The sequence below is a fragment of the Streptacidiphilus sp. BW17 genome (assembly GCF_041262485.1).
GTDB lineage: Bacteria > Actinomycetota > Actinomycetes > Streptomycetales > Streptomycetaceae > Streptacidiphilus.
The window spans coordinates 84738-106301 of the sequence record NZ_JBGCCR010000026.1 but is presented as its reverse complement, the minus strand read 5'-3'; the positions used below and the strand labels follow the sequence as shown (position 1 = coordinate 106301).

At 69.6% G+C, this 21564-nt stretch carries 24 protein-coding genes; 7 read left to right on the top strand and 17 right to left on the bottom strand.

All coding sequences use genetic code 11. The features are described 5' to 3' along the window. The 5 genes from ABH940_RS27055 to ABH940_RS27035 form a co-directional block, all read right to left on the bottom strand. A partial coding sequence (locus tag ABH940_RS27055; RefSeq protein ID WP_370106415.1) for a DUF2637 domain-containing protein occupies window positions 1-1132 on the bottom strand: 1132 nt, incomplete at its 3' end. Window positions 1133-1155: 23 nt separating this feature from the next. Next, on the bottom strand, window positions 1156-1737 hold the full coding sequence (locus ABH940_RS27050) for a WhiB family transcriptional regulator (RefSeq protein ID WP_370106414.1): 582 nt from the start codon (window positions 1735-1737) through the stop codon (window positions 1156-1158). 80 nt (window positions 1738-1817) lie between these two features. Then, window positions 1818-2528 (bottom strand): ATP-binding protein, encoded by a 711-nt coding sequence (locus tag ABH940_RS27045; protein ID WP_370106413.1) that lies wholly within the window; start codon window positions 2526-2528, stop codon window positions 1818-1820. 5 nt (window positions 2529-2533) lie between these two features. Further along, complete coding sequence (locus ABH940_RS27040) at window positions 2534-3532, bottom strand: hypothetical protein (protein ID WP_370106412.1); 999 nt, start codon at window positions 3530-3532, stop codon at window positions 2534-2536. Between the two features lie 87 nt (window positions 3533-3619). Then, window positions 3620-3952 carry a hypothetical protein gene (locus tag ABH940_RS27035; protein WP_370106411.1) on the bottom strand — a complete coding sequence of 111 codons (333 nt, stop codon included), beginning with the start codon at window positions 3950-3952 and terminating at the stop codon, window positions 3620-3622. Window positions 3953-4302: 350 nt separating this feature from the next. Here ABH940_RS27035 and ABH940_RS27030 point away from each other — a divergent pair, with 350 nt between their 5' ends. The 4 genes from ABH940_RS27030 (at window position 4303) to ABH940_RS27015 (ending at window position 8041) form a co-directional block, all read left to right on the top strand. Then, entirely contained in the window at window positions 4303-4737 is a 435-nt protein-coding gene (locus ABH940_RS27030) for a helix-turn-helix transcriptional regulator (protein WP_370106410.1), read from the top strand. 370 nt (window positions 4738-5107) lie between these two features. Next, complete coding sequence (locus ABH940_RS27025; RefSeq protein ID WP_370106409.1) at window positions 5108-5641, top strand: regulator component; 534 nt, start codon at window positions 5108-5110, stop codon at window positions 5639-5641. Then, complete coding sequence (locus ABH940_RS27020) at window positions 5638-6858, top strand: MAB_1171c family putative transporter (RefSeq protein WP_370106408.1); 1221 nt, start codon at window positions 5638-5640, stop codon at window positions 6856-6858. Before ABH940_RS27025 ends, ABH940_RS27020 begins: the two co-directional genes overlap by 4 nt. A gap of 22 nt (window positions 6859-6880) precedes the next feature. Continuing rightward, window positions 6881-8041: a cytochrome P450 gene (locus ABH940_RS27015; protein ID WP_370106407.1), complete on the top strand. Its 1161-nt coding sequence runs from the start codon at window positions 6881-6883 to the stop codon at window positions 8039-8041. 60 nt (window positions 8042-8101) lie between these two features. Here the strand turns inward: ABH940_RS27015 and ABH940_RS27010 are convergent, their stop codons facing one another. From ABH940_RS27010 to ABH940_RS26995, 4 genes are all read right to left on the bottom strand, one after another. Then, window positions 8102-9031, bottom strand: coding sequence for a hypothetical protein (locus ABH940_RS27010; protein WP_370106406.1), 930 nt, complete (start codon window positions 9029-9031; stop codon window positions 8102-8104). A gap of 296 nt (window positions 9032-9327) precedes the next feature. Beyond that, entirely contained in the window at window positions 9328-10425 is a 1098-nt protein-coding gene (locus tag ABH940_RS27005) for a hypothetical protein (protein ID WP_370106405.1), read from the bottom strand. Between the two features lie 230 nt (window positions 10426-10655). After that, window positions 10656-10850, bottom strand: a complete 195-nt coding sequence (locus tag ABH940_RS27000) for a hypothetical protein (RefSeq protein WP_370106404.1) — start codon at window positions 10848-10850, stop codon at window positions 10656-10658. A 65-nt stretch (window positions 10851-10915) separates the two neighbouring features. Beyond that, window positions 10916-11653: a hypothetical protein gene (locus ABH940_RS26995; protein WP_370106403.1), complete on the bottom strand. Its 738-nt coding sequence runs from the start codon at window positions 11651-11653 to the stop codon at window positions 10916-10918. A gap of 441 nt (window positions 11654-12094) precedes the next feature. Here ABH940_RS26995 and murF point away from each other — a divergent pair, with 441 nt between their 5' ends. Continuing rightward, window positions 12095-13471 (top strand): UDP-N-acetylmuramoyl-tripeptide--D-alanyl-D-alanine ligase, encoded by a 1377-nt coding sequence (murF, locus tag ABH940_RS26990; protein WP_370106402.1) that lies wholly within the window; start codon window positions 12095-12097, stop codon window positions 13469-13471. Window positions 13472-13676: 205 nt separating this feature from the next. On the opposite strand, the gene ABH940_RS26985 is transcribed toward murF, so the two are convergent. The 6 genes from ABH940_RS26985 to ABH940_RS26960 are packed head-to-tail and all read right to left on the bottom strand — an operon-like array spanning window position 13677 to window position 18706. Continuing rightward, window positions 13677-14549: a TauD/TfdA family dioxygenase gene (locus ABH940_RS26985; protein ID WP_370106401.1), complete on the bottom strand. Its 873-nt coding sequence runs from the start codon at window positions 14547-14549 to the stop codon at window positions 13677-13679. Between the two features lie 2 nt (window positions 14550-14551). Then, complete coding sequence (locus tag ABH940_RS26980) at window positions 14552-15634, bottom strand: hypothetical protein (protein ID WP_370106400.1); 1083 nt, start codon at window positions 15632-15634, stop codon at window positions 14552-14554. Next, window positions 15631-16215: a thiamine pyrophosphate-dependent enzyme gene (locus tag ABH940_RS26975; protein WP_370106399.1), complete on the bottom strand. Its 585-nt coding sequence runs from the start codon at window positions 16213-16215 to the stop codon at window positions 15631-15633. Before ABH940_RS26975 ends, ABH940_RS26980 begins: the two co-directional genes overlap by 4 nt. Beyond that, window positions 16212-16691, bottom strand: coding sequence for a thiamine pyrophosphate-binding protein (locus ABH940_RS26970; RefSeq protein ID WP_370106398.1), 480 nt, complete (start codon window positions 16689-16691; stop codon window positions 16212-16214). The genes ABH940_RS26975 and ABH940_RS26970 overlap by 4 nt, the downstream gene beginning before the upstream one ends. A 9-nt stretch (window positions 16692-16700) precedes the next feature. Next, on the bottom strand, window positions 16701-17558 hold the full coding sequence (locus ABH940_RS26965) for an isocitrate lyase/phosphoenolpyruvate mutase family protein (RefSeq protein WP_370106397.1): 858 nt from the start codon (window positions 17556-17558) through the stop codon (window positions 16701-16703). A gap of 17 nt (window positions 17559-17575) precedes the next feature. Beyond that, on the bottom strand, window positions 17576-18706 hold the full coding sequence (locus ABH940_RS26960) for a hypothetical protein (RefSeq protein ID WP_370106396.1): 1131 nt from the start codon (window positions 18704-18706) through the stop codon (window positions 17576-17578). 215 nt (window positions 18707-18921) lie between these two features. On the opposite strand from ABH940_RS26960, the gene ABH940_RS26955 reads away from it, so the two are divergent. Next, a complete protein-coding gene (locus ABH940_RS26955) occupies window positions 18922-20310 on the top strand; it encodes a hypothetical protein (protein ID WP_370106395.1) in 1389 nt (462 codons plus the stop codon). Between the two features lie 3 nt (window positions 20311-20313). Beyond that, window positions 20314-20811, top strand: coding sequence for a GNAT family N-acetyltransferase (locus ABH940_RS26950; protein ID WP_370106394.1), 498 nt, complete (start codon window positions 20314-20316; stop codon window positions 20809-20811). A 257-nt stretch (window positions 20812-21068) separates the two neighbouring features. On the opposite strand, the gene ABH940_RS26945 is transcribed toward ABH940_RS26950, so the two are convergent. Next, window positions 21069-21191, bottom strand: a complete 123-nt coding sequence (locus ABH940_RS26945; protein ID WP_370106393.1) for a hypothetical protein — start codon at window positions 21189-21191, stop codon at window positions 21069-21071. Window positions 21192-21209: 18 nt separating this feature from the next. Further along, window positions 21210-21446, bottom strand: coding sequence for a hypothetical protein (locus ABH940_RS26940; RefSeq protein WP_370106392.1), 237 nt, complete (start codon window positions 21444-21446; stop codon window positions 21210-21212). Window positions 21447-21564 lie beyond the last annotated feature (118 nt).

The window sequence follows — 21564 nt, the reverse complement described above, 5'->3', positions numbered from 1 at the left end:
CCGTCCCCGTCCCGGTGCTGGTCGGCGCAGACGCCGTCCCCGTGTCGGAGGTCGATGCGGGCCCCGCCACCGTCCCCGTCCCCGTGCTGGTCGGCTCAGTCCCCGTCCCCGTCCCGGAAGTCGATGCGGGCCCCGCCACCGTCCCCGTCCCCGTGCTGGTCGGCACAGTCGCCGTCCCCGTCCCCGTCCCGGTGCTGGTCGGCGCAGACGCCGTCCCCGTGTCGGAGGTCGATGCGGGCCCCGTCCCCGTCCCCGGCCCGGTGCTGGTCGGCTCAGTCCCCGTCCCCGTCCCGGAAGTCGATGCGGGCCCCGCCACCGTCCCCGTCCCGGTGCTGGTCGGCGCAGTCGCCGTCCCCGTCCCGGAAGTCGATGCGGGCCCCGCCACCGTCCCCGTCCCCGTGCTGGTCGGCACAGTCCCCGTCCCCGTCCCGGAAGTCGGCGCGGGCCCGACCACCGATGTTGGGACAGGCTCGGTTCCCGACCGGCCGGGGACGGGACTGCCCTTGGCGAGGCTGATCGCCGCCTCGTTGCCGACCGCCGGGTGCGGGTGTGCAGCGGCACGGTCGAGGGTGATCTCGACCTCGTGCGCGGCATCGAGGTCTCGGACAGCTGCCCGCGCCTCGACTGCTCGGTGCGCTGCAGCTACGGCCTTCCCCCGGCTTCGGAGGAGCCTCGACCACCGGCCGCGCTTTGATGACGACTCATCTGCATCCGCCGAGGGACGCGGCTCGGGCTGTCCGGAATACCTGGAGACCAGGATGTACAGGTGTGTTGCACCGGCCAGCGCCAGGGGGGCGAGGGTGCTCAGCACGCCGACCGTGATGTTGCCCAAGTGCAATCCGGGGAGCTTCCCGTCCTCCTGGTTGAGCCTCACGGCATGCAAGGCGTTGGCCCAGATGCTCGCCGTGGTAGCGCCGCTGAAGAGCGACCAGGTGTAGAGCCGTGCTCGCAACGGCGCGGTGCGCAGGAGCACCAAGGCCCTCACCCCGTAGGCGATGAAGCCGTCGATCACGATGGGGAACAAGTAGGTCAGGTTGGGCCGGATGTGGATGGCAGTCCCCATCTGGCGGAGTGCGTCGTACGACAGCACGCAGCCCGCGATCCCCAGGGCGGCGATGGACACCACATCCATCCAGGAGATTCTGGTGGTGGTCTTCACGCGGCTGCCTGCTGACCGACGCGGCGCGGCGCCTGGAGGTCGGCCAGGACGATGAGGTCAGCGAGCTCTTGCTGCCGCTGGGGTCCGACCTCGGGGTCGGCCGGGTCGACTCTGGCCCGGACCTTCCGCTTCCAGGCACCGGACTTGCTCGTGATGCCGAGTGAGACCGACCAGGTTCGCCACGGGATTTCGTCGGCGTCCGCGAACGCGCAGAGCAGGTCTGCCTCCCGGTCGCTGAGTTCGATCTCCTCGCCTCGGGCAGCCAGCAGCACCCGCTGGTACGACAGCCTGTTGGCGGGCGGTCGCTGATGAGGCTCGTACAGCCGACGCTGGTGCTGGGCTTCGCGCTCCTGCTCTGTCAGGCCGGCGCGGATGCCGTACTCGTCGCCGTTGCGGAGCGCTGACTCGAGGCACTCAGCGACAACCGGGCAGGTACCGCAAATGCGCTTGGCCTTGGCGGTCTGGCGGTGCTGGCGCGGCTTCGGAAAGAAGAGGTCCGGGTCGGAATGGGCTCGGCAGGCTGCGTCGAACCTCCAATACTGCGAGCCGGGTTCGTCGATGGGCGTGGGAACGGGCATGGTGGCTCCGGGCAAAAGGGCAGGCGGCGCCGAATACAGGCGTCCTGGGAGATAAAGGGGGTTGGTGCGCGGAGAACCGCTCAGACGGCGGACTGGCGCCTGCGGTCGGGGCCGGTCAGAACGACACGGTCGGTCATCTGCGCGAGGCGCGAGGCGACACGGTCACCCAGGACCTGGCGCAGTTCGCCGATGGGCAGGTTCGTCGTGAAGATCGTCGGCAGGAGCCGGTCGTATCGGTAGTTGACCAGCCGATACGTCAGCTCCTCGGTCCACTCCGAGGTCTTCGCAGCGCCAAGGTCGTCCAGCATGAGCAGCGGGGTCCGCGCGAGAGCGTTGAAGTCGCGCTCGGTGTCGTGTCCGAGCTTCGGCCGCTGGTCTGCGTAGAGGTCGGCGGCGGTGATGGCCTGCCACTGCAGCCGCACTCCGTCGGCGAGTAGGGCCCGGATCGCGCCGTACGCCGTGAAGGTCTTCCCCACGCCCGTGGGGCCGGCCAGCAGCAGCGAGGGGCCGGTCGCGATGCCGGGCATGCCGCCCGGCCCCTGGCGGCATGAGCCGGTGACCCGGCGCACCCAGGTTCGCACGTCGGGATGCTCGGCCTCCGCGTGCTGGAAGCGGAGTGGGATTCGGGCCTGAGCAAGGTCGAGGGCGCTCACTGTCTCCGCCGGCTCGGCCTGCTCCTGGCGCAGGGCCAGGTCGATTCCACGCTCGGCCAGGATCCGGTCCATACGCAGCTGCAGCGCCGACGAGGCCAGTTGCGGGTCGCGACCGGTCCGCTGCCGCGGCGAGTGCATCTTGATCAAAGCGCACCGCCGTAGGCCGCGGCGACATCGTCAGGATTAGTCCACGCCCGGTGCCCGGTGCTCGGCGCCCAGGCTCGCAGAGCCCGGCGGGTGCCCGGGTTCATCGCCTCGTTGACCAGACTGGGCAAACGGCTGGGATGGCCGGGGGCCTCGGCAAAGTCGCCGAGGGCGGCCCGGATGTAGCGCGCGTCGATCCCCTCGGCGAGCAGCTTCTTGACGATGCGGCCGAGGTGACCGCGGACGTCCCCAGGAGGTTGCCGGTCCTTCGGGAAGCGGGCCGCGTACTCGGCGATGAGTTGCGGCGTCGAGACGGAGGCATCGGGCGCTGTGCGCCCCGAAGGAGTAGTTGATCCAGGATCCAAGATCCTAGATCCAGGCGTCGAGGGCTCCACGAACACTCCGGGAGCCTTCGCGGAGTCCTCACCGAGGGACACCTCAGCCTGCAGCTTGGCGCTGATCGCGGCGGGGACGGCATCGCCCTCGCCTGCCAGGTCCCGTCTGAGAAGAGCAGCTTCCTCAGCCGCCGGGCACACCGCATCTGCGGCCATGGGGTGCACCGGTTCGGGCGCGTGCTGCTGGACGCTCGACGGCTCTGGTGCCTGGGTGCCGCGGTTGACGCAGGGGCCCTTGCATACGCCACAACGTTCAGCGGCGTGGTGGGGGCATGCTGGCAGTCGGGACACGCTGGGCTTGTCGATCCGCTGGTCCTTGAACCAATTCGGCTGGTGGACGTAGCGACGTCCGTCACAGCCGGTGTACCGACAGATGACGCCGACCGCTTCGAGCTGGTCCAGGTCCTCCTCCGTCTGGGCCGGGCTGGTGTCATCGCGCAGAACCCAGATCTTGCCGTAGAGGATCTTGCTGTTGGCGGTGAAACGGCCGTGATCGTCAGCCTGGCCACTCAGGCCGATGAACGTAAGCATGGCCGTGAGGCTGACCTTGGCCATGTCCTCGGATTCGAAGTACTCAGGCTTTACGGACCTGATGCGCGCCATGTCAGCGCCTCCGACGAAGAGCGCGGCCCGCTTGCCCATCCCGACGCGAGCGCCAGGGCAACCGAGAGGCCGCGGCCGGGAGGCCGCTCATGCGGCTGCGCCGGACGCTGCGACTCCTGCGGGCGTCAATGCCCCGGTGGCCAGCGCGAAGTCGAGGGTCTGGCTCCAGTCGGCCTGGGGGTTGGCGCGGACCAGGCGGCCGGCCCAGGCCGAGGCCATGGGGAGGTCGGTGCGCCGTCCGTACTGGTCGTAGGCTCGTGCGAGCCACTGCGATGGAGCGCCGATGGCGTGCACCCGGATGTACGAGGCATCGGGCAGCGCCAGGCACAGAGTGGCGGCGACGAGGCTGCTCTCCTCCGGCACATCCGGCGAGTTGGTGAGGTCCTGCAAGCGAGGGCCTGCGAAAAGAGGCATGTTCATGCGACACTTCCTGCTGCATGAGCGCGCCAGCTGCGACCGCCAAGAAGCTGGCTGGCCCGCTCGGTGGAACGGCGCGGTGCCTGGAGGCGGGAACCTCCGGGCACTGCGGTCCGTAGTGGTTCTGACCTGCGGATATGCCGGGCTTCTCCCCCGTCTGTGCTCTGGATCGCACAGCAAGGCAGACGGGCCGCCTTCCAGCGACCGTCAGTTTACTGACCCCCTGCGAGCATGACCGTACATCAAACCGACGCCGAGTTGGTCAATAAAGCACCTTGAACTTAGCCTTACTCTGGACGGACCGGCACTAAACTGTCCTCAGCGACACAGCCCGACACGAAGGCGGAGAGAGAATGAGCGACCAGGACAGCGGGAAGGTCGGCAGTGCCGGCATCGCTGCGGTGCTGCGCTACCTCCTCGCCGAGGTGCACCCAGACAACCGCGGGCCGTACACGATGGCCGAGGCTGCTGCTGGCGCCGAGGTCAGCGAGAGCACCCTCAAGGCAATCAAGAACGGCAGGGGCAACCCCACCTTCGCGACACTGGAGAACCTGGCCGAGTTCTTCGACGTCCCAGCCGAGGTGTGGCACTACCCCTCAGATCCCGCTTCGGTCATCGCCCGGCACCGCCTGGAGCAGACCAAGGTGGACGCTGGCGTGGTCTCGATTGCCCTGCGGGCCGAGGGCCTGGACGCCGAGGGCATGGACTACGTCAGGCGGAGCATCGACCAGGCCCGCAAGGCCCAGGGCCTCGGCCCGGCGCGAACTGGACTAAACCTCCGGAACTAGACACCGGTCGCCCGCCCGGCCATCTGTCGCAAGAATGCGACAGCACGGGGCAATTTAGACACGTGTGGCACACATCACAGGCGACTACTGATCGTCTCTACCCGCGAGTAGGTCTTACTTTCGTTCGTCCGCGAGCGGTGTATTCCAGGGCCTCCGGGCGACCTTGACTAACGGTGATCAACTACCCACGGTGACATTCCTTGAAGTGATCAAGGAATGTCAAGATCGTTCTCATCTCAGCATGTGAAACCGGACGACGGACACCGGTATCCGTGCAACGATCCCGGCATTCAGCAGGGCCTTGACCAGGAGCTTTAGTAAAAGTGACTGACTAGGTTCCGCATGGCTGCTGTCGCTGGGGGTGGTTCAGGTGGCGTACGAGCGGGGGCTGCAGGAGCGCTGCATCGAGCTTTTGGAGCGTCTGAGGCTGCCCTACCGGTTCGGCACGGACGAACTGATCGACGCGGTCGCGGCCCTTCGCGGGAAGCCGATCGATCTCGTGGCCATGGAGCCTCCTCCTCCAGGCGTCGTCGTGCACGGCCAGCTTCACCAGTTCGAAGACCTCGACGTGATCATGTACGAGCCGGCCACTTACCAGCTTCACCAACTGCACTCCGTCTCCCACGAGGTCGGGCACCTCCTGTTCGAGCACCCGGACGACCCCTCCCTGCGCGCCGTCGCACAGGAAGAGGCCCGGTCTCAGGGGCGGGACCCCTCAAAGATCATCCGAGTATCGGGGCGCACCGGCTACAGCTCGATCCAGGAAGTCGAAGCAGAAACGTTGGCGAGCCTGATCCGCCAGCGCATGTACCGCAGCCGTCTGCTCCCACCTCCTCAGCCGTCCGGCTCCGCGGAGCGATGGGAGGCGGCTTTCACCCGACCCATCAAGGAACGCCGCAGATGATCGACGTCATATTCACGGGCTTGCCCCTCGCCATGCTCATCGCCACCGCCTACTGGTACCGCGGGAGCCGACGGGCCGGCACGCCGGGTGCCTGGATCATGGTGGTGCTGACCACCTCCTTCGCCGTGGCTCTGGGTTCCTACAGCACCCTGACGCACAGCGTCCAGGAAGCAATCGCCCCGCACTTCGCCCACTTGGTCAACAACAGCGCCACATTGGTGGCGGCCGTCTCCAGCATGGGCTTCCTGCTCACCCTGAACGTCGAGAACGACCACAAACGGCGTCGCATGATGCGACCGCGCGTCATCGCCCTCGGCCTGGTGCTGCTCGCCATGTTCGTCACCTTCTTCGCCACCACCCCGGACGCCCGGTTCGCGCCTGACCACAACGGCCACCATGTCGAGCCGTTGGCCATGGTCATCTACGCCATCACCTACGGCCTCTACCTCACCGCGGCACTGGCCGACAGCCTGCGCCAGATGTGGATCAACTCCAAGGACAACCCCCGCCGGGCCACCCGCATCGGGCTGCGCATCACCGGCACCGGCTTCGCCTTCGCGCTCTCCTACTCGCTCTACAAGGTCTACGACGCCATCGGCACCTTCACCCAGGTTGGCGGCAGCCAGCACAACGAGCGGTGCACCAGCGCCATCAGCCCCATCGGGTGCGCCATGGGCGTGACGGTCCCAGCTCTCGCGATCTTGCTGGTCATCATCGGACTGACGATGCCCGTCGTGGCCTGGACGATCCAGCAGGTCCTGCGCCGGCGCTGGGAGAAGAGGGCGCTCGCGGCCCTGGAGCCGCTGTGGCTGTCCGTGACCTCCGCATCACCCGCCGTCGTCCTGCCGCCAGACGAGGTGACGCCCGAGTCTCAGGCGTCCGACTACCTCCTGCACCGCCGGGTCATCGAGATCTTCGACGGGGTGATCGCCAGCCGCCACCACCGCTCGCTGCGCGTGCAGCAGCTGGCCGCCGCGGCACTCACCGACTGGGCCGGCGACCCGGCTGACAGCCCCGAGGTCGAGGCCGCAGTCCTGGCCGACGCCCTCGACGGCATGCGCGAGGGCCGGGACTTCCAGCTGGAGCACGCACCGCTACCGCCCAGCGCCGCCGCAAGCGAGGGCAACCTGCGCGAAGAGACCGAGTGGCTACTGTCGGTGGCAGCAGCTCTGACCACGTCGCCCAGGTGGTCGGCTCCGCCGCCCGTCAGCGCCTGATCCTCCGGAAGGTACTTCCCCCATGAGCGAGCACACCCGCGTATCAGCGGAGGTCGCGCGGCACTCCGGCCGCCCGTCCCCCGTCCAGGAGACCGGGTCCCCCGGTCGCACCTCCTTCGTGGTCAGCGGCTACGCCGAAGCCCGGCAGGCGCTCCAGGAACCGGCGCTGTCGAAGGACACCAACGCGTTCTTCGCAGGCACCTCCTCCACGCGCGACGTCCACCCGGTCATCTCCCGCTCGATGCTGGCCACCGACGCACCGGAGCACGGGCGCCTGCGCCGCCTGGTGGCCGGAGCCTTCAGCACCGGCACGGTCCTGGGGCTCCGCCCGTGGATCGAGCAGCTCACCGACCAGCTGCTCGACCAGATGGACGTGAGCGCACCCGTCGACCTCGTCCAGGCCCTTGCTGTGCCGCTGCCCGTCGCCGTCATCAGCGAGCTGCTCGCGGTGCCCGCGTCCGACCGGCCGCAGCTGGGCACGCTGTCGGCCCGGCTGTTCGCGGCCGGCCGCCCAGTCGACGCTGACGCCGCCAGCCACGAGCTGGCCCGGTACATGAACGACCTGGTCAACGACCGCCGCGCACACCCCGGCGAGGACCTGGTCAGCCGGTTGATCGCTGCCCGCGACGGCAACGGCGAGCAGCTGAGCCAGTTCGAGCTGACGTCCCTGGCCGCACTGCTCCTGGTGGCGGGACACGAGACGACCACGCACGCCATCGGCAACGCGGTCCTGGAACTGCTCCGAGCCCCTGCCACCCTCGCCCACCTGGCCGGCAACCCGGACGCCATCGCTCCCGCCATCGACGAGTTGCTGCGCCTGGCCTCCCCGGTCGCTGTCAGCACCTTCCGCTGGTCGACCGCTCCCGTCAGCCTGTCCGGACAGGAAATCCCTGCCGGGCGCCCGGTCCTTGTCGCCCTGGGCCAGGCCAATCGCGACGCCGCCACCTTCCCGGATCCGGACCGGCTGGACCTTGAGCGCGGCAATGCGAGCGCGCAGATCGCCTTCGGGCACGGCATCCACCGCTGCCTCGGCGCTCCCCTGGCCAAGGCCGAGCTGGAGATCGTGCTGCGCGCCCTGCTCACCCGCTTCCCCCAGTTGAAGCTGGCCGTCGAACCGGACCAACTCCAGTGGCAGGCAACGAGACTGGTCAGGGGCCTGGTGGCGCTCCCTGTGCAGTTGTAACGACGGCGCACCGGCCGGACGTGTCCCCATCGGCATGTCCGGCCGAACCCCTGTCCGGGCTCAGGCCAGGGCAGGCTGCACCAGTCCGCGCAGAGAGGCCCGCACCAGGGCCGCGCCCCGTGCCGCCAGCTCCGCCCGGGGGTCCGACGGGGCTGCCCCGCGCGGCGCTACGTCGGCACACGGGCGGCAAAGTCCCTGTTCAAGCACCGGACGGCCACAGTCGTCGCACTCCGGCCGCACGCGGGCACCAGCGGCCTCCTGGGACCGTGCCGCAGGTATCGGCGGCATCTTCCGCTCCAGACGGGTCCTGACCAAGGCCAGCGCTGCGTGGACTCGGGGCGGAAGCCCCGGCAGCAGGGCCTGAGCGAGATCCGCCTCGCCCGCGCCACGCTCCAGCCACTGGGCGACCAGCGGCGCCACCTCCGCCGCCTCGCGCTGCCCAAGCCGTAGCCGCGGCTCCCGCCGCGTCACACGAACGAGCACGTCAGCGGCCTCCTGCAGCTTGAAATCGGGTATGGATTCCCCGCCCGCCCACCCCTCGACACCCCGGTCGTCCTCACGCGCCGCTGTCGCAGCGGGAGCCTCATCCTCGGGTTGGGGAGGGAGGGGAGATTCTTTCACCAGGTCCTTTACGGGGTTGGTGCCCGATTCCCCGACGGTCGACTCACCGGAGACCGGACGGGGGAGACTCGGCTCCACCTGCGGCGTATCCCAGACATGGGCCTCGCTGATCCACGTGCCGTCCGCCTGCTGCACACGGAAAACCCGGTAGTAACCGGCGTCGGTCAGCTCGCGCAACGCCCGGCCGACGGCCATCCGACCCTGCGGGCTGCTGTCGGCCATGCGCTTGCCGTCCTCCTGCCATCCATCAGGCCGGGAAAGGAGGTCAGCGAGGATGCCGCGGGCGGTGTAGGACAGCCGCCGGTCCTGGAGGAGGGTGTTGGGCAGGACGGTGAACCCGTGCGCGTGCGCGCTACGATGAATCCGCATGGGGAGTGCAAGCTCCTTGTGCCGGACCCCGGGGTGTTAGCGCACCGCCGGGGTCACCTTTGCAGTTGTGGACCACGGAAGCTAGCACACAAACTCGGCCCATCGCGCTTCCCGCGAGAGATCTAGATCACACTTCCGCTATCTGGTCTCACCGATGAATGACCGATCTCACCGGAGCCTGACGGCTGCTCCTTCGTCTCGCTGGCTTGTGGATCTCCCCACCCCGCTGCGGGCACCTGCGACCTCGGCCGGGGCGTACGGGCGCAGGATTAGTAAGTGAACTGCCATGGGGCGATCTAAGCGGTATCGCCGGGACCACTTACAACGTGGGGCGTTCCCGTCCTCTGGCGCTGGTTGCGGTACAGGAACGCGTCCTCTCTTGTCAGCTGCCACCAGGCCAGCCAGGTCTCCGGTGGTGGATTGCGGTGGGGCTGGGCGAAGGGATAGTCCTCAAGCGCCACACCGTCCGCACGCAGGAGTCCATCGGGGTCGACGCTGACGTCATGGTGGGTGCCCTCGGAGGCGACGGCCGAGTATCGGTATCCGGCCTGAAGGTCGCGCGCGATCTGGGAGCTGGCTTCGGTGAACGTGGTACGGATCCCGCGGTCATCCATCCATCCGCAGTACACCGGGACGCCGTCGCTAGTGAGGCGATACAGGATCTCCCGGCTCGTCCCCGAGGGCAGCTCGTCCTCGGCAGCGCGGCGGACCTTCAGTGCGATCTCAGACCGGTTGGGCTGGTCCGGGTGGCGGCGCTCGTAGTCGTGCTCGGTGTACGGGGACAGCGGGAAGTACGCCAACTCACCGTCTGCCCGACGCAAGGCGAGGGTGGGGTCGCAGCGCAGGAAGAACGCGAAGGCATCCAGGAGAGTCTCAACGATGAGATGGCCGCCGACAGCCGTCCGGTAGGCGGCGTGCGCCAAGGGCGAGGTGCCCGTGCTGGACCGGATAGCGGCGGGCAGGTGAGCATACGGCTGCCAGGAGGGCATCACGCGCCACTCGCCGCTCGTGTCCACAACGCGGTCGACATGGAGGTCGAGGGTGGCGGGAAGATGGGTGTCGGCGTTGCGCGCCAGCAGCAGGCCGCGCACGACTAGACCTTGCAAGTCGGTCTTCTGCAGGTCCTGGTAGAGCTGGTCGTTGGCCGGGTTCTGGCTATGCCGGATCACTTCAAGGTCCAGGGTCCGCACAGCGGCGAGGGCCGGCGCGATCTCCAGGGCGACGCGCTCAACGTCCACATCAAGGCCGACGCCAGGAAGGAGCGCCGTGTCGGTGGAAGCGGTGGCCTCCCAGATATGGGTGATGTACAGGGCCAGGCCGTGCATCTTCTGCCGGCCCTTGGCGTGCCGATCGGGGTCGGTGACCGGGAACAAGGCAGTGGGCGGCTGCGTCATGAGATTCCCCCGCTGGTGACTCCGCCCTCGGGCGAAGAGTGCAGCTTACCGCCGTGCAGTACCTTGCTGCTCTGGAATTCCCGCTGGGTTCCCGGAATCCAGGGCCGCTTCCTCCGGAGGCTTGAACGGCCACGTTGAGCAGGACGGTGGTACGGGCTGCTCCGTGCTCGCATAACCAAACGTGTGCGTGAACGAGCGCCTGTCCATGTGCTCGACCAGCCGCAGGATCCTCAGTGGGTGGCAGCCTCGCGGCGCTTTCCAGCCTTGGCGTCCTTGGCCCTCTTGCTCCGACGATGATCGATTTGGCCCATGACCGAGCGGAGGGCCGCCTCGTACACCTCGTCGTAGTAGGCGCCCGGGTCTTCCATGATCTTGGAGACCTTCGCTTCTTCCGAGGTGACAGCCGGGGGCGTCGGTGCTCCCATGATGACTCCTTGCGAGTGGGAACGTGACTCTAGGTTCCAGTGTTGCACGCGTCAAGATGCGCCGCTCAAACACGGAGTGTCACTGCAAGTAGCGAGGCGATGGCCTTCACAAAAATCTTATCGAACTCGGTAATGGCATCCGTGTTGGCTGAGTCCACGGTCAGCATTCCGAGAAGTTCCTCGCCGTACTTAACCGGCGAGGACATGTAGCACTTGTAACTGCGATCGGCCCACAGTGGCGGCTTCACACACTCGAAAGCCTCCGATACGTAGGTCACGTCGTCGACCTCAAGGGAACGAAAGGCAAAATCTCCAGATTCCGTGCCCTCGACAAAGTCATCCCGCGGCTTCGCTCCGCCTTCCCAGATGTCGCAGGATAGAGTCCTGGGCTCCTTGACCTCTAGCTTGAAGAAGCACATGCGCACCTCGTCGTGCACGCGCCTTTCGAGGATCTTTTGGACACCTAGAAGGACCTTCTTCACGACGCCAATCTGCACTGCCTTGGCGTTGCCTTTGAATGTCTTGGCCCGGAGCAGGTTAAATGCATAGGGTTCCAGCCATCCATCGAGTATAGATCGCAGTTCGGTCGCTTCCCTGATTGCATCCTGCCTGTCCTCCTCGGCCTGCAAAACATTCCTGTGCTCGTTCAGCTTTACGCTGCCAATGCTGATGAGGAAGAGCAGCGATGCAACGCCAATCAAGCAGTCCTTTGCATTTCCGGAGATTGCAGAAGCTGACGCATTGATCACGAAGGCGCCTGCCGCCGACACGAAGGCGGCGACCGTGACGAATCTCTTGGGCATGTGGAGAAGAATCCCCAGTGCTTTACGTCCCATGGGCACCCCGTTCCTGGCGTGGGCACCCCTCATCAACTGTCCCTTGTTCGTGCCCGCAAGGCGACTCGACTGGGTCGTCACACGGTGACGCCAAACCAGGGGACGGGCCATGGCCGGCCCCGGCACACTGGTCGGATAAGGAGCCTCGGCAGAACTGCGGGACGCGCGGGCGGTCAATCGCCGTGTTCTCGCTGCAGATGCCCGGCAGCGCGCCAGCCGCACCCTTGGCCATAAAGCAGGTCGACAAGTTCTTACGGCGGCTGGGGGCCCATGCCGAAGCAGATCCTTCCGCCGAAGGGCACCTGCAGTCCTCTACGTCTTGGCCGCGGCGACGGCATGGTGATCCACCCGGGTCGCGCCCTGGCCGGTAGGTTCAGTGGATTGGTGCCGAGGACTGGAGAGCTGTAGATGCAGTCGATGACGTTGGGCGAGATCGCCGAGGCCGTTGGCGGACGCTTCGACCAGGCGCCGGATCCGGGGGCGATCGTCACCGGTCCGTTGGTGGTCGACTCCCGCAAGGCCAAGCCGGGGGCCCTGTTCGTGGCCTTCGACGGCGAGCACGTCGACGGCCACGACTTCGCAGCAGCGGCTGCGGCTGGCGGAGCAAGCGGCGTTCTGGCTTCTCGGGAATGCGGCACACCTGCGGTGATCGTGCCGGACGTGATGCAGGCTCTGGCTCTGCTCACCCGCTGGCAGATCGGTCGGATGGCGGGCGTGACTCGGATCGGCCTGACGGGCAGCTCCGGTAAGACCAGCACCAAGGACCTGATGGCACAGGTGCTCAGCCGAGCCGGTACGACCGGGGCGACCGTCGGCTCGCAGAACAATGAGATTGGCGTCCCGATGACGGTCGCGAACTGCCCGCTGGACGCGAAGTTCCTCGTGCTGGAGATGGGTGCCCGGGGTGCCGGTCATCTGACCTACCTGACCGACATGGCGCCGCTGCACGTGGCGGTCGTGCTGAATGTCGGGGCCGCGCACGCGGGCGAGTTCGGCGGCAAGGAGGATACGGCGAAGGCCAAGGGCGAGCTTGTGGCGTCCCTGGCCGAGGACGGTCTGGCCGTGCTGAACCTGGACGATCCGCTGGTGGCGGGGATGGCTGCCCGCTCGGCGGCCCCGGTGCTCTTTTTCGGCCGCAGCCCCCAGGCCCAGGTCCGTGCGAGCGAGGTCGCCGTGGACGGCGAGGGCCGGGCCCGCTTCGTGCTGACCACGCCGGCCGGCTCCACGCCGGTGGCACTGCAGTTGCTGGGCGAGCACCACGTCGCGAACGCGCTCGCGGTCGCAGCCGTCGCCCACCACGTGGGCATCCCCACTGCCGAGATCGCTGCTGCCTTGGGCGAGGCGGTCGCGACGACGGGTTCGCGCATGCAGCGCCACGACCGCCCCGACGGCGTGACCGTCATCGACGATGCGTACAACGCCAACCCCGACTCCATGGCCGCCGCCCTGCGGGCACTGGCGGCTATGAGGGGTGAACGCCGTACGGTCGCCGTGCTAGGGGAGATGCGTGAGCTGGGTGCGGGCTCGAAAGACGAGCACCGGGCGATTGGGGAGCTTGCCTCGGCCCTGGGTACGGACGTCTTGGTCGCGGTCGGCGGCGACCAGGACGCGGCGGCCTTGGCGGCCGGAGCCCGCAGCGGTGGCGGCGAGACCCACCTTGCGGCGGACCGGGCGGCAGCGGCCGAGCTTCTGAGCGAGCTGCTTCGCCCGGGGGACCTGGTGATCGTCAAGGCGTCGCTGTCGGTGGGGTTGCAGCAGCTGGTCCAGCAGCTCGTGCAGGTGTGAACGTGCGCCGGTGCGCCGGGGGGGGGGGGGGGGGTCGCCACGGCGCCCCGCGCGGGGGGGGGGGGGGGGGGGCGGCGGGGGGCGGCCACCGCGCCCGGGGGGTGGGGTGCCCGGCGGGGGCGGGGGTCCGGGGGGGGCCGGGGGGGGGGGGGGGGGGGGGGGGGGGGGCGCCCCCCCCCGCCCCACCGCGATGGAGGGAGCGAGGTCAGGCGACGGTGGCCGACCACAGCTCCCGGGGGTTCGTCTGCCCGGCGGGTCCGTCGGTGGGTGTGGGCAGTCGGCCGTGGCCGACGCGGTTGTTGTCCACGATGAGGAGCTGCCCGGGCGCGAGCAGGTGGACGTGGCGGGCGGCCGGGTCGTTGGCGGCGGCGGCGAAGCGCTCCAGGGCCGCGCCGTAGCGCTGCTCGGTCTCGGTGTCCAGGCCCATGGCGGGAAGCTGGTCGCGGATCACGAGGGAGAACCTGGCCCCGAGGTCGTCCGGTCCTCGGGAGTCCGTCAGGGGGTAGAGCAGCGGCAGGTTCGACAGCTCGCTGGTGACGTGCGTGGTGGTGATGGTGATCGGGGTGCCGGTCAGCAGCGCCAGGTCGTCGGCGGCGTGATCGGGGTGGAGCTCGCGGTGGCGGGCGATGGCGTCGCTCCACAGCACCGCGATCGACTCGCCGGCCTGACCGGGGGTACCGGGCCAGCCAGCGGTGGTCATCAGCATGGCGGTGTAGGCGGGTCGCACCTTGGCGAAGGCACGGCCGGAGTGGGCGGTCAGCGGGCCGCCCTGCTCCTGGACGCGGGAGCCGCCGGGCTGGCATCGCACGACGTTGATCTTGGGGTGGAGGGTGAACGCGGCCGAGTTCGAGCCTGCTCCGTAGTTGTCGAGGGGCTCGCCGAGGTGGGAGAGGAAGTCGACGTAGAGCTTGGCGTCGAGGGGGAAGCCGTCCAGCAGCGCTGCGTGGTGCTGGGCGAGGCGGGCGGTGGTCTGGTCGAGGACGTCGGTGGGGTTGGTGTGCACGGCGCGGGCGTTGATGGGTTCGCCGAACAGGTCGGTTCCGGGGCGTCCGTGGGTGCGGTCGAGGGTGCTGGGCATGGTCAGGTCCTCTCATTGGCGGTCGCGGACACGGCGGTGAGGACGCGCAGGTAGGTGGTCAGGGCGTCGTCGGTGGTGCTGTCCAGGACCGCGGTGGCGGGGCCGAGCAGCTGCTGGAGGCGGCTGGTGAAGGTCGCGGGATTGCGGGTGTAGGTGGGGGTGTAGGTGACCGGCAGGTCCTGCAGTGCGCGCTGGCGCAGGAAGGCGTCGACGCCCAGGGCCCCGGTGGCGTCCGCGCAGACGCACAGCACGTCCGTGACCTGCTCGCGCAGTCCCGGCTGGCGTAGGAAGACGTCGTTGTTGCCCCACAGGAGGTCGCCCCCGAGTTCGACCAGGACGACGTCGGGGCGGTGCTGTGCGGCGTAGGCCAGGCACTGGCGGATGTGGCGGGCGTAGCGGCCGGGGTCGGTGTAGGAGGACGGCAGTCCGCAGTCGACCAGGTCGTAGGCGGCCACTGCTCCGGCGGCGCGGTGGGCGAGGGAGTCGGTGATGCCGCCGGAGCCGGTGGGTTTGACGGCCACCACGCGCAGCTTGGTTGCGGTCAGGTGGCGGATGATCCGGGAGGCGAGGGTGGTCTTGCCGACTTCGGCGGCGGTGCCGGCGACCACGAGCAGCCGGGTGTGCGGATCGGTCTCGGTGGTGGGGGTGCGGGAGAGCTGGGCGATGTTCAGGACGCCGAACTGGGTGTGGACCAGCCCGATTGCCTCGACGCGACCGGCGGCCTGCTGGCCGAGCTGGTTGTCCGGGGCGGGGGACCAGTCCAGGGTGCCGATCAGGCCGGACTGTCCGCCGAGCCAGGCCAGTGGTGTGCCGCCGATGATGGGCAGCCCGGCCTGGGGGATGTGGCCGCTGGCGTGGGTGGTGGAGTCCCGGTTGGCCAGCACGCCGAGCAGCACGGTGCCGGCCTTGACCGGGTGCTGCTGCTCGCGGTGGTCCACCAGCGCGGTGATGCCGCCGGGGTCGGTGACGCGTACGGCGATTACGTCGCCCTCTGTGCCGAGGCCGTCGGCGATCTGGCAGTCGTAGGGGCCCAGGTCGCCGCGGATGGTGGTGGCCTGCAGGGCGTTGAGGTCGTCCAGTCTCACGCTCGTGCCTCCTTGCTGGGTGCCGCGTGGCGGGCGAGCGCGGCGGCGTATTCGCTGGTGCGGTGGGGGGAGCGACCGGGGGGCCGCCCACCGTCCTGCTCGGCGGCGTAGATCAGGGTCGGGCCCTCCAGGGTGAGGGCCTGCTCCAGGCAGGCGGTCAGCTCGGCGTTCGTGGCGGGGGTGAAGGCGTGGGCGTAGCCCAGGCACGCGGCTGCCGCGGCGGCGTCCGTGGTGGTGGCGGACAGGGGCTGGCTGCCGGTGGAGCGGTAGACGCCGTTGCACGCCACGACGTGGACCACGGGCAGTCGCTGGGCGCCGATGAGTTGGGCGCTGGCCCAGCCCATGACGTGGTTGCCGTCGCCCTCCAGGACGATCACGGTGCTGTTGGTGGCCAGGGCGTACCCGGCGGCCACTCCGGCGGCCAGGCCCATGCCGCCCTGCAGCGGCAGGGCACGGTCCTCGCCGGGTGCGGTCAGCGCCATGACCTCCCGGCACAGGAAGCCGTTGCCGACCAGCAGCGGCAGATGGTGAGCGCGTGCCGCGGCCAGCACGGCGGTGGCGATGTCGTCGCGGTTGGTCATCGGTGCGCCTCCTGGGGCTCGATCAGCAGGGCGCTGTGGTGCCCGGCGGCGCGGTGGCCGGCGAACCAGCCTGCGAGGTCGGCGGTGTCGGCGGGGGTGGTCCAGGAGATGGCGAGGCCGTCGAGCAGGGCGGTGGTGCGCTCACCGGTGACGACGTGGTGGGGCAGGCGGTCGCTGCCGGTGCCCGCCCAGCCCACCAGCAGCGCCAAGGGGACGGCTGCGTCGCGGGCCAGCGAGGTCAGCGCGTCGCCGGTGGTGAACAGGCCGGCGTTCTTCATGAACACCAGCGGGCGGGCACCGGCGAGGGTCAGGCCCACCGCCACGGCGACCGCACAGTCCTCGCGCGGCGGACAGTACACAGGCAGGGAAGGACGGTGCAGCTGCTCCAGCAGCGCGGTCAGGTGAGAGTCGGGCACGCCGACGGCGCAGTCGAAACCCGCGCGGAGCAGGCCCTCGGCGACGGTCAAGGTGGTCATCACGGCCCCCTACACGCAGGCCCGCGCGGAGCGGTCGGCGACGCGCAGCAGGTCCTGGACGGGGGCCAGCGGCGGGGCGCCGGGGGAGGTGAAACTGCCGTTGATGGTGAACTGGTTGGCGGCGGCGGTCATGGCGGCGTAGCTGACCCGGCTCATCTGGTTGGCGTAGATCGCCAGGGTGAACCCGGCCGCGGCCAGTTCTTCGCAGATCACGTCCGGGAACGCGGTAGGGACGGTGACCAGCGGGCACCGGCCGTCCCACGCCGCTGCCGTCTGCCGGGCCTGGTCGCCGCTGGCGTCCTTGGAGTGGATGAGGATCGCGTCGGCTCCGGCCTCTGCGTACAGGACGGCGCGCTGCAGGGCGTGGGCCAGCGGTTCGCCGCAGATCAGCGCCTCGGTCCTGGCGACCAGCACCATCTCGGGCGCAGCGTCGCGCATCGCCTTGAGCTGGTCGCGCATCAGCCCCGGGTCGGCCAGCTGCTGCTCGCGGTGCAGAGCGAAGGAGTTGACCTTCGGGTACCCGGAGTCCTCCAGACACAGCGCCGCCGCCCCGGCGCGGGCCAGGTCCGTGGCGAAGCGGGCAGCCGTGGGGGCCGAGCCCCCCGCGTTGTCGACGTCGATGATCACCGGCAGGTCGCTCACCCGGCCCAGGGCAGCTACGACGTCGGCGAGGTCGCGCGGGCCGAGCACGTTCTCGTCGGGCAAGCCCGCCGCGGTGGAAACCTCCAGACCCGACACCCACAGGGCGTCGAAGTCGCAGTCCGAGGCCACCCGCGCGGCCATGGCGTTGACCGCGCCTAGAGCGCGCAGCAGTCGGCCCTCGGCGCTGGCGGCGGACAGGGCGGTGCGAAACGTGGTGCTGCTCATGGTCGTCTGCTTCCTCATCAGATGGGCGCTGCAGTGGGAAAGGCGGAAGGCAGTGCGGTGTCGGTCGGGTGAGTTGGGCCGTGCAGGGCGCGGACCCAGTCGGCGAGTTGATCGGCCCACCGTGAGCTGGCCAGCCCAGCGCGCACCTGGTACATCGCGGTCGAGGAGGCCAGCCGGTCGGCGATAGCGAGCACCGGGGTGGCCGAGGGCTGCCAGGACCAGCCGGGCAGCCAGCCGGTCTGCGGACGGTCCTCGACCAGCCGTTCCTGCAGGACGCGGTGGGCCTCGCTCGCGTCCAGACGGCGGACCGCCAGCCCCTCCCCAGCCGCATCCACGCCCAGGTCGACGACTACGGCCACCTGCGAGGGCGGCGCGGCGATCGGCCGCCCGAAGACCTGGTCCAGGTCGTCGAAGAACACCTCGGCCTTGCCGTCGAGCGGGTTGCGCCGACACCAGTCCTCGGGCAGCGAGGACAGCACCGTGTTGCGGGCGAGGGTGCTGCCGCCGATCCGCACCAGGTGCGGCCACACCGCCGCCTCCACACCGAGGTCGCCACTCGGACTGAGCAGCGTGGCGTCGTTGCCCAGGGCACGCAGCCCCCGGGTGACCAGCTCCACGAAGGCGGTGGTCTTGCCCGCCCCGCTGGGCCCCAGGAACAGGCAGGCCAGGTCCGGGCCGAACTCGACGGCGCTGGAATGGGCCAGGACCGACCCCTGCGCCTCGACCTGCCGGCGCAGCGGGTACTTGAGCAGGTAGTGCAGGAACGGCCAGTGCGGTGCACCCGCGTCGAGCTGCGTGAGCGTGATCGTCGGGCGGGCGACTGAGACCAGCGCGCGCGGCGGACCGTCGTGCAGCAGGGTCACTCCCGCCGGGAGGGTGAGGTATCCGCCCCCGTGCGGCACCTTCATGCGGCTGCGCTGCGGCAAAGTAGCCAGGCCGCTCACGGTACGGAACTCGACCCTCGGGTCGGTTCCGGCGGGCGAGAGCGGCCCGACCTCGGCCCCGGATGCGGTGAACGCGCCAGCGAGCCGCTGCGCCACCCCGGGGCTGTCGAAGGCCGCGGCGACGCGCGCCGCGCGGTACGTGATCTCGAAGCTGGCGGCAGGCTCGACGCCTTCGTCTGCCAGCGGTAACCGTGGTGAATGCATGAGGATCCTCCCCCAAGGGACCGGCTGCCCGGACGGGCAGTTGCGTCGCCCTCAACACCACTAGCCAACCCGCCACCGGCCAGCCACCGGCAGCCCTGCCAGCCGTGAACATCGACAGATGCAGGGCTGCAACCGTGAAAATCCGTGACCGACAGCCATGCCACTTCACAGGCGGTAGCGTGAAGTTCCGCACGCGACAGCTCGGAGGAGGCGAGATGACCGCGCCCGGCCCCGAGAGCCCGCTCGCCCGAGACCTGTCCGCTCTGGGGTGGAGTGGCCGTGACCTCGGACGCGCCGTCAACCAGCAGCTGCTTGCCATGGCCCACGCCACCGTCAACGAGACCACGCCCTGCAAGTGGCTCACGGACAACCACGTCCCCCGCGACCCGGAAGTCCGACAGGCGACTGCCACGGTGCTCACCCAGGCCCTGGGGCAGCCGCGCAGTCCGGCCCAGTTATGGCCGGAGACCCCCACCGACGCCCCAGCCGACGACCACTGGCGCGGACTGCTCGCCGCCCGGCCAGGTCCCGCTTTGCTCGACCCGGGCAGAAGGCTGGCGACCCGCGCGACCGCCACGCCGCCAGCCAAGAGCGGACCCGAACTGTTTACCGCAGCGTGGGACAAGTCCAGCGGGTCCCCAGACCCTTGGCAGCCGCCTACGCAGGGCGCCGAGTGGGTCACCGAGCCCATGCTGGCGATGCTGGACTCCCATCTCGCCCAGCTGCGCCGCCTCGACGACCAGGTCGGCGGCGGCCCCTTGTCGCTGCGCTCGGTTCGCCGGGGCCTTGAGGACGTGCTCGACATCCTCCAGTTCGGCCGCTACACCCGCCCCGCCCAGCTCGCACTCATTCGCAACGCCTCCGGCCTAGCTCAACTGGCCGGATGGATGTCGTTCGACGCCGCCAAGTCGGGCGGCGCGCAGCAGTTCCACCTGCTCAGCATCGGACTGGCGCATGCCGGCGAGGACGCCGCGCAGATATCCAACAACCTCGGGATGCTCGCCTACCAGGCCGCCGCCGAGCACAACGCCCAAGACGCCCTGCGCCTGGCCACGGCCGCCGTCGAGCACGCGAGCCGCCTGGCGCCCTCGGTACGCGCCCGCGCCCAAGGGCGCCTGGCCACCGCGTGCGCCGTCGCCGGAAACCAGGCCGGATTCCAGGCCGCGACGGATACCTGCCGCACCCTCCTGGACCAGCCCCGCCGCGAAGACGACCCTGCCGCCCTCTACTACCTCACCCCCGCACAACTGGACGCCGAGACCGGCCACGCCCTCGTCGACTTGGCCACCACCAGCACCCGGCCCAACCGGCATCTCCTCCACCAGGCCATCGCCCAACTCGCCCCCCTGGTCGAAGCCGGCCTGACCGACCCCGACGACGCCACCAGCCGCCGCAGCGCCGTACTGCACGGCCTCCACCTGACCCGCGCCTACGCACTGCTGAAAGAGCGTGAACAGACGGTGGCCACGGCCGCACTCCTCGCCAAGAACATCCCCACCGTCCAGTCTCTGCGCTGCCGCGACCTGTTGACCAGCGTCCGGCGAAGCATCATCCGCCAGCTCCCCCCGGACCTCGCCGCCGGCCTCGGCCGCGCGATGATGTGACCCATGAGTCACCCGCGACTTGCGCTCACCCTCCCGGCCCCCGGTGCCGACCTACGGCCCGTCCCCTACGAGCATCTGGACGCGCAGTTCCTCGCGCGGGAGCTCCACCGGTACCAGAGCGACCTCTACGGCTTCGCCGACGACGTCGCCCCAACCGGCGACGAAGGCTTCGACCCGCCCAGCGGTCTGTTCCTCGTCGCCTACAGCGACGGCGCTCCCGTCGGATGCGGCGGCTGGCGCACCCTGATGCCAGGCACCGCCGAGATCAAGCGCATGTATGTCGCTCCCGCCCGTCGCGGCCACTCGCTCGGTCACACCATCCTGCACACCCTCGAAGCCGACGCACGCAGCGCTGGCGCCACCCGCATGGTCTTGGAGACCGGCCGCGACAACCACGCCGCCCTGCAGCTCTACGCCCGCAGTGGCTACCACCCGGTCCCCAGCTACGTCCCTGGACGCAACCCAGACATCAACCGTGCGATGGCGAAAGCGCTGGCCTGAACAGTCGCAGGCGACTACCGGAGGTCGTAGAGGGTCGCTGGTCCTGGTCGGCATCCAGGCAAGGCACCAGGTCTCGTCGTCGTCATGGATATGCCGGTACGGGTCCCCGACGCGGATGGCCTCCCGGGGAGCAGGGCGGCTGAGACCCGCGGACCGGTGAGCGGAGGCGGGGGCACGGGCAGGGGCGATTGCCGCAGTTCGCAGGGGAGCTACCGCAGACGTCCTTCCGCCCGCGCGGAAGGACGGGGTGGAAGTCCCTACTGGACTAGTGGAATCCGGGGGTCGGGCTTGAAGTAGGCGGGCAGCACCTGCTTCAGGCGGCTGACAGCGAGTGCGAAGTTCGTGCCGGTCCAGGGTGCGAACTCGGATGGGAGGTCCATGTCGGAGGACCAGGACGATCAGCTGGTCAAGCTGTTCCAGGAACTGACCCGCCCGCCGGAGTACGACGAAACCTGGTTGACGGCTTGGTGCAGGCGCCTGCGTCCCAGCAGGTCGAAGCCGGTTGCCTCCTGCAGCAGCAGTACGTCGGGGGCCGGGCCGCGCAGGAAGGCCATCTGGGCCTCCCACCGCTCTGGTGCTCCGAAACCGGAGCCGCTGTGGCCGGCGAAGAGCATGTTGAAGGTGACGATTCGCAAGGCGTTGCCCTTCTGCGTCCGGTCCTTGGCCGCCTGAACTGTAGCTCTGCCGCGGCGGGCCGGGGTGCCGCGCTGCGGTGTGACACGAGGTCGGGGCCGAGGAGGCAATCGGTCGTGA

Excerpts from the sequence above, each read along its gene's own strand:
- ABH940_RS27050 (WP_370106414.1), bottom strand. The coding sequence starts at position 1,737 with ATGCCCGTTCCCACGCCCATCGACGAACCCGGCTCGCAGTATTGGAGG.
- ABH940_RS27045 (WP_370106413.1), bottom strand. The coding sequence starts at position 2,528 with ATGCACTCGCCGCGGCAGCGGACCGGTCGCGACCCGCAACTGGCCTCG.
- ABH940_RS27040 (WP_370106412.1), bottom strand. The coding sequence starts at position 3,532 with ATGGCGCGCATCAGGTCCGTAAAGCCTGAGTACTTCGAATCCGAGGAC.
- ABH940_RS27035 (WP_370106411.1), bottom strand. The coding sequence starts at position 3,952 with ATGAACATGCCTCTTTTCGCAGGCCCTCGCTTGCAGGACCTCACCAAC.
- ABH940_RS27030 (WP_370106410.1), top strand. The coding sequence starts at position 4,303 with ATGAGCGACCAGGACAGCGGGAAGGTCGGCAGTGCCGGCATCGCTGCG.
- ABH940_RS27020 (WP_370106408.1), top strand. The coding sequence starts at position 5,638 with ATGATCGACGTCATATTCACGGGCTTGCCCCTCGCCATGCTCATCGCC.
- ABH940_RS27015 (WP_370106407.1), top strand. The coding sequence starts at position 6,881 with ATGAGCGAGCACACCCGCGTATCAGCGGAGGTCGCGCGGCACTCCGGC.
- ABH940_RS27010 (WP_370106406.1), bottom strand. The coding sequence starts at position 9,031 with ATGCGGATTCATCGTAGCGCGCACGCGCACGGGTTCACCGTCCTGCCC.
- ABH940_RS27005 (WP_370106405.1), bottom strand. The coding sequence starts at position 10,425 with ATGACGCAGCCGCCCACTGCCTTGTTCCCGGTCACCGACCCCGATCGG.
- ABH940_RS27000 (WP_370106404.1), bottom strand. The coding sequence starts at position 10,850 with ATGGGAGCACCGACGCCCCCGGCTGTCACCTCGGAAGAAGCGAAGGTC.
- ABH940_RS26995 (WP_370106403.1), bottom strand. The coding sequence starts at position 11,653 with ATGCCCAAGAGATTCGTCACGGTCGCCGCCTTCGTGTCGGCGGCAGGC.
- murF (WP_370106402.1), top strand. The coding sequence starts at position 12,095 with ATGCAGTCGATGACGTTGGGCGAGATCGCCGAGGCCGTTGGCGGACGC.
- ABH940_RS26985 (WP_370106401.1), bottom strand. The coding sequence starts at position 14,549 with ATGCCCAGCACCCTCGACCGCACCCACGGACGCCCCGGAACCGACCTG.
- ABH940_RS26975 (WP_370106399.1), bottom strand. The coding sequence starts at position 16,215 with ATGACCAACCGCGACGACATCGCCACCGCCGTGCTGGCCGCGGCACGC.
- ABH940_RS26970 (WP_370106398.1), bottom strand. The coding sequence starts at position 16,691 with ATGACCACCTTGACCGTCGCCGAGGGCCTGCTCCGCGCGGGTTTCGAC.
- ABH940_RS26965 (WP_370106397.1), bottom strand. The coding sequence starts at position 17,558 with ATGAGCAGCACCACGTTTCGCACCGCCCTGTCCGCCGCCAGCGCCGAG.
- ABH940_RS26960 (WP_370106396.1), bottom strand. The coding sequence starts at position 18,706 with ATGCATTCACCACGGTTACCGCTGGCAGACGAAGGCGTCGAGCCTGCC.
- ABH940_RS26955 (WP_370106395.1), top strand. The coding sequence starts at position 18,922 with ATGACCGCGCCCGGCCCCGAGAGCCCGCTCGCCCGAGACCTGTCCGCT.
- ABH940_RS26950 (WP_370106394.1), top strand. The coding sequence starts at position 20,314 with ATGAGTCACCCGCGACTTGCGCTCACCCTCCCGGCCCCCGGTGCCGAC.
- ABH940_RS26945 (WP_370106393.1), bottom strand. The coding sequence starts at position 21,191 with ATGGACCTCCCATCCGAGTTCGCACCCTGGACCGGCACGAACTTCGCA.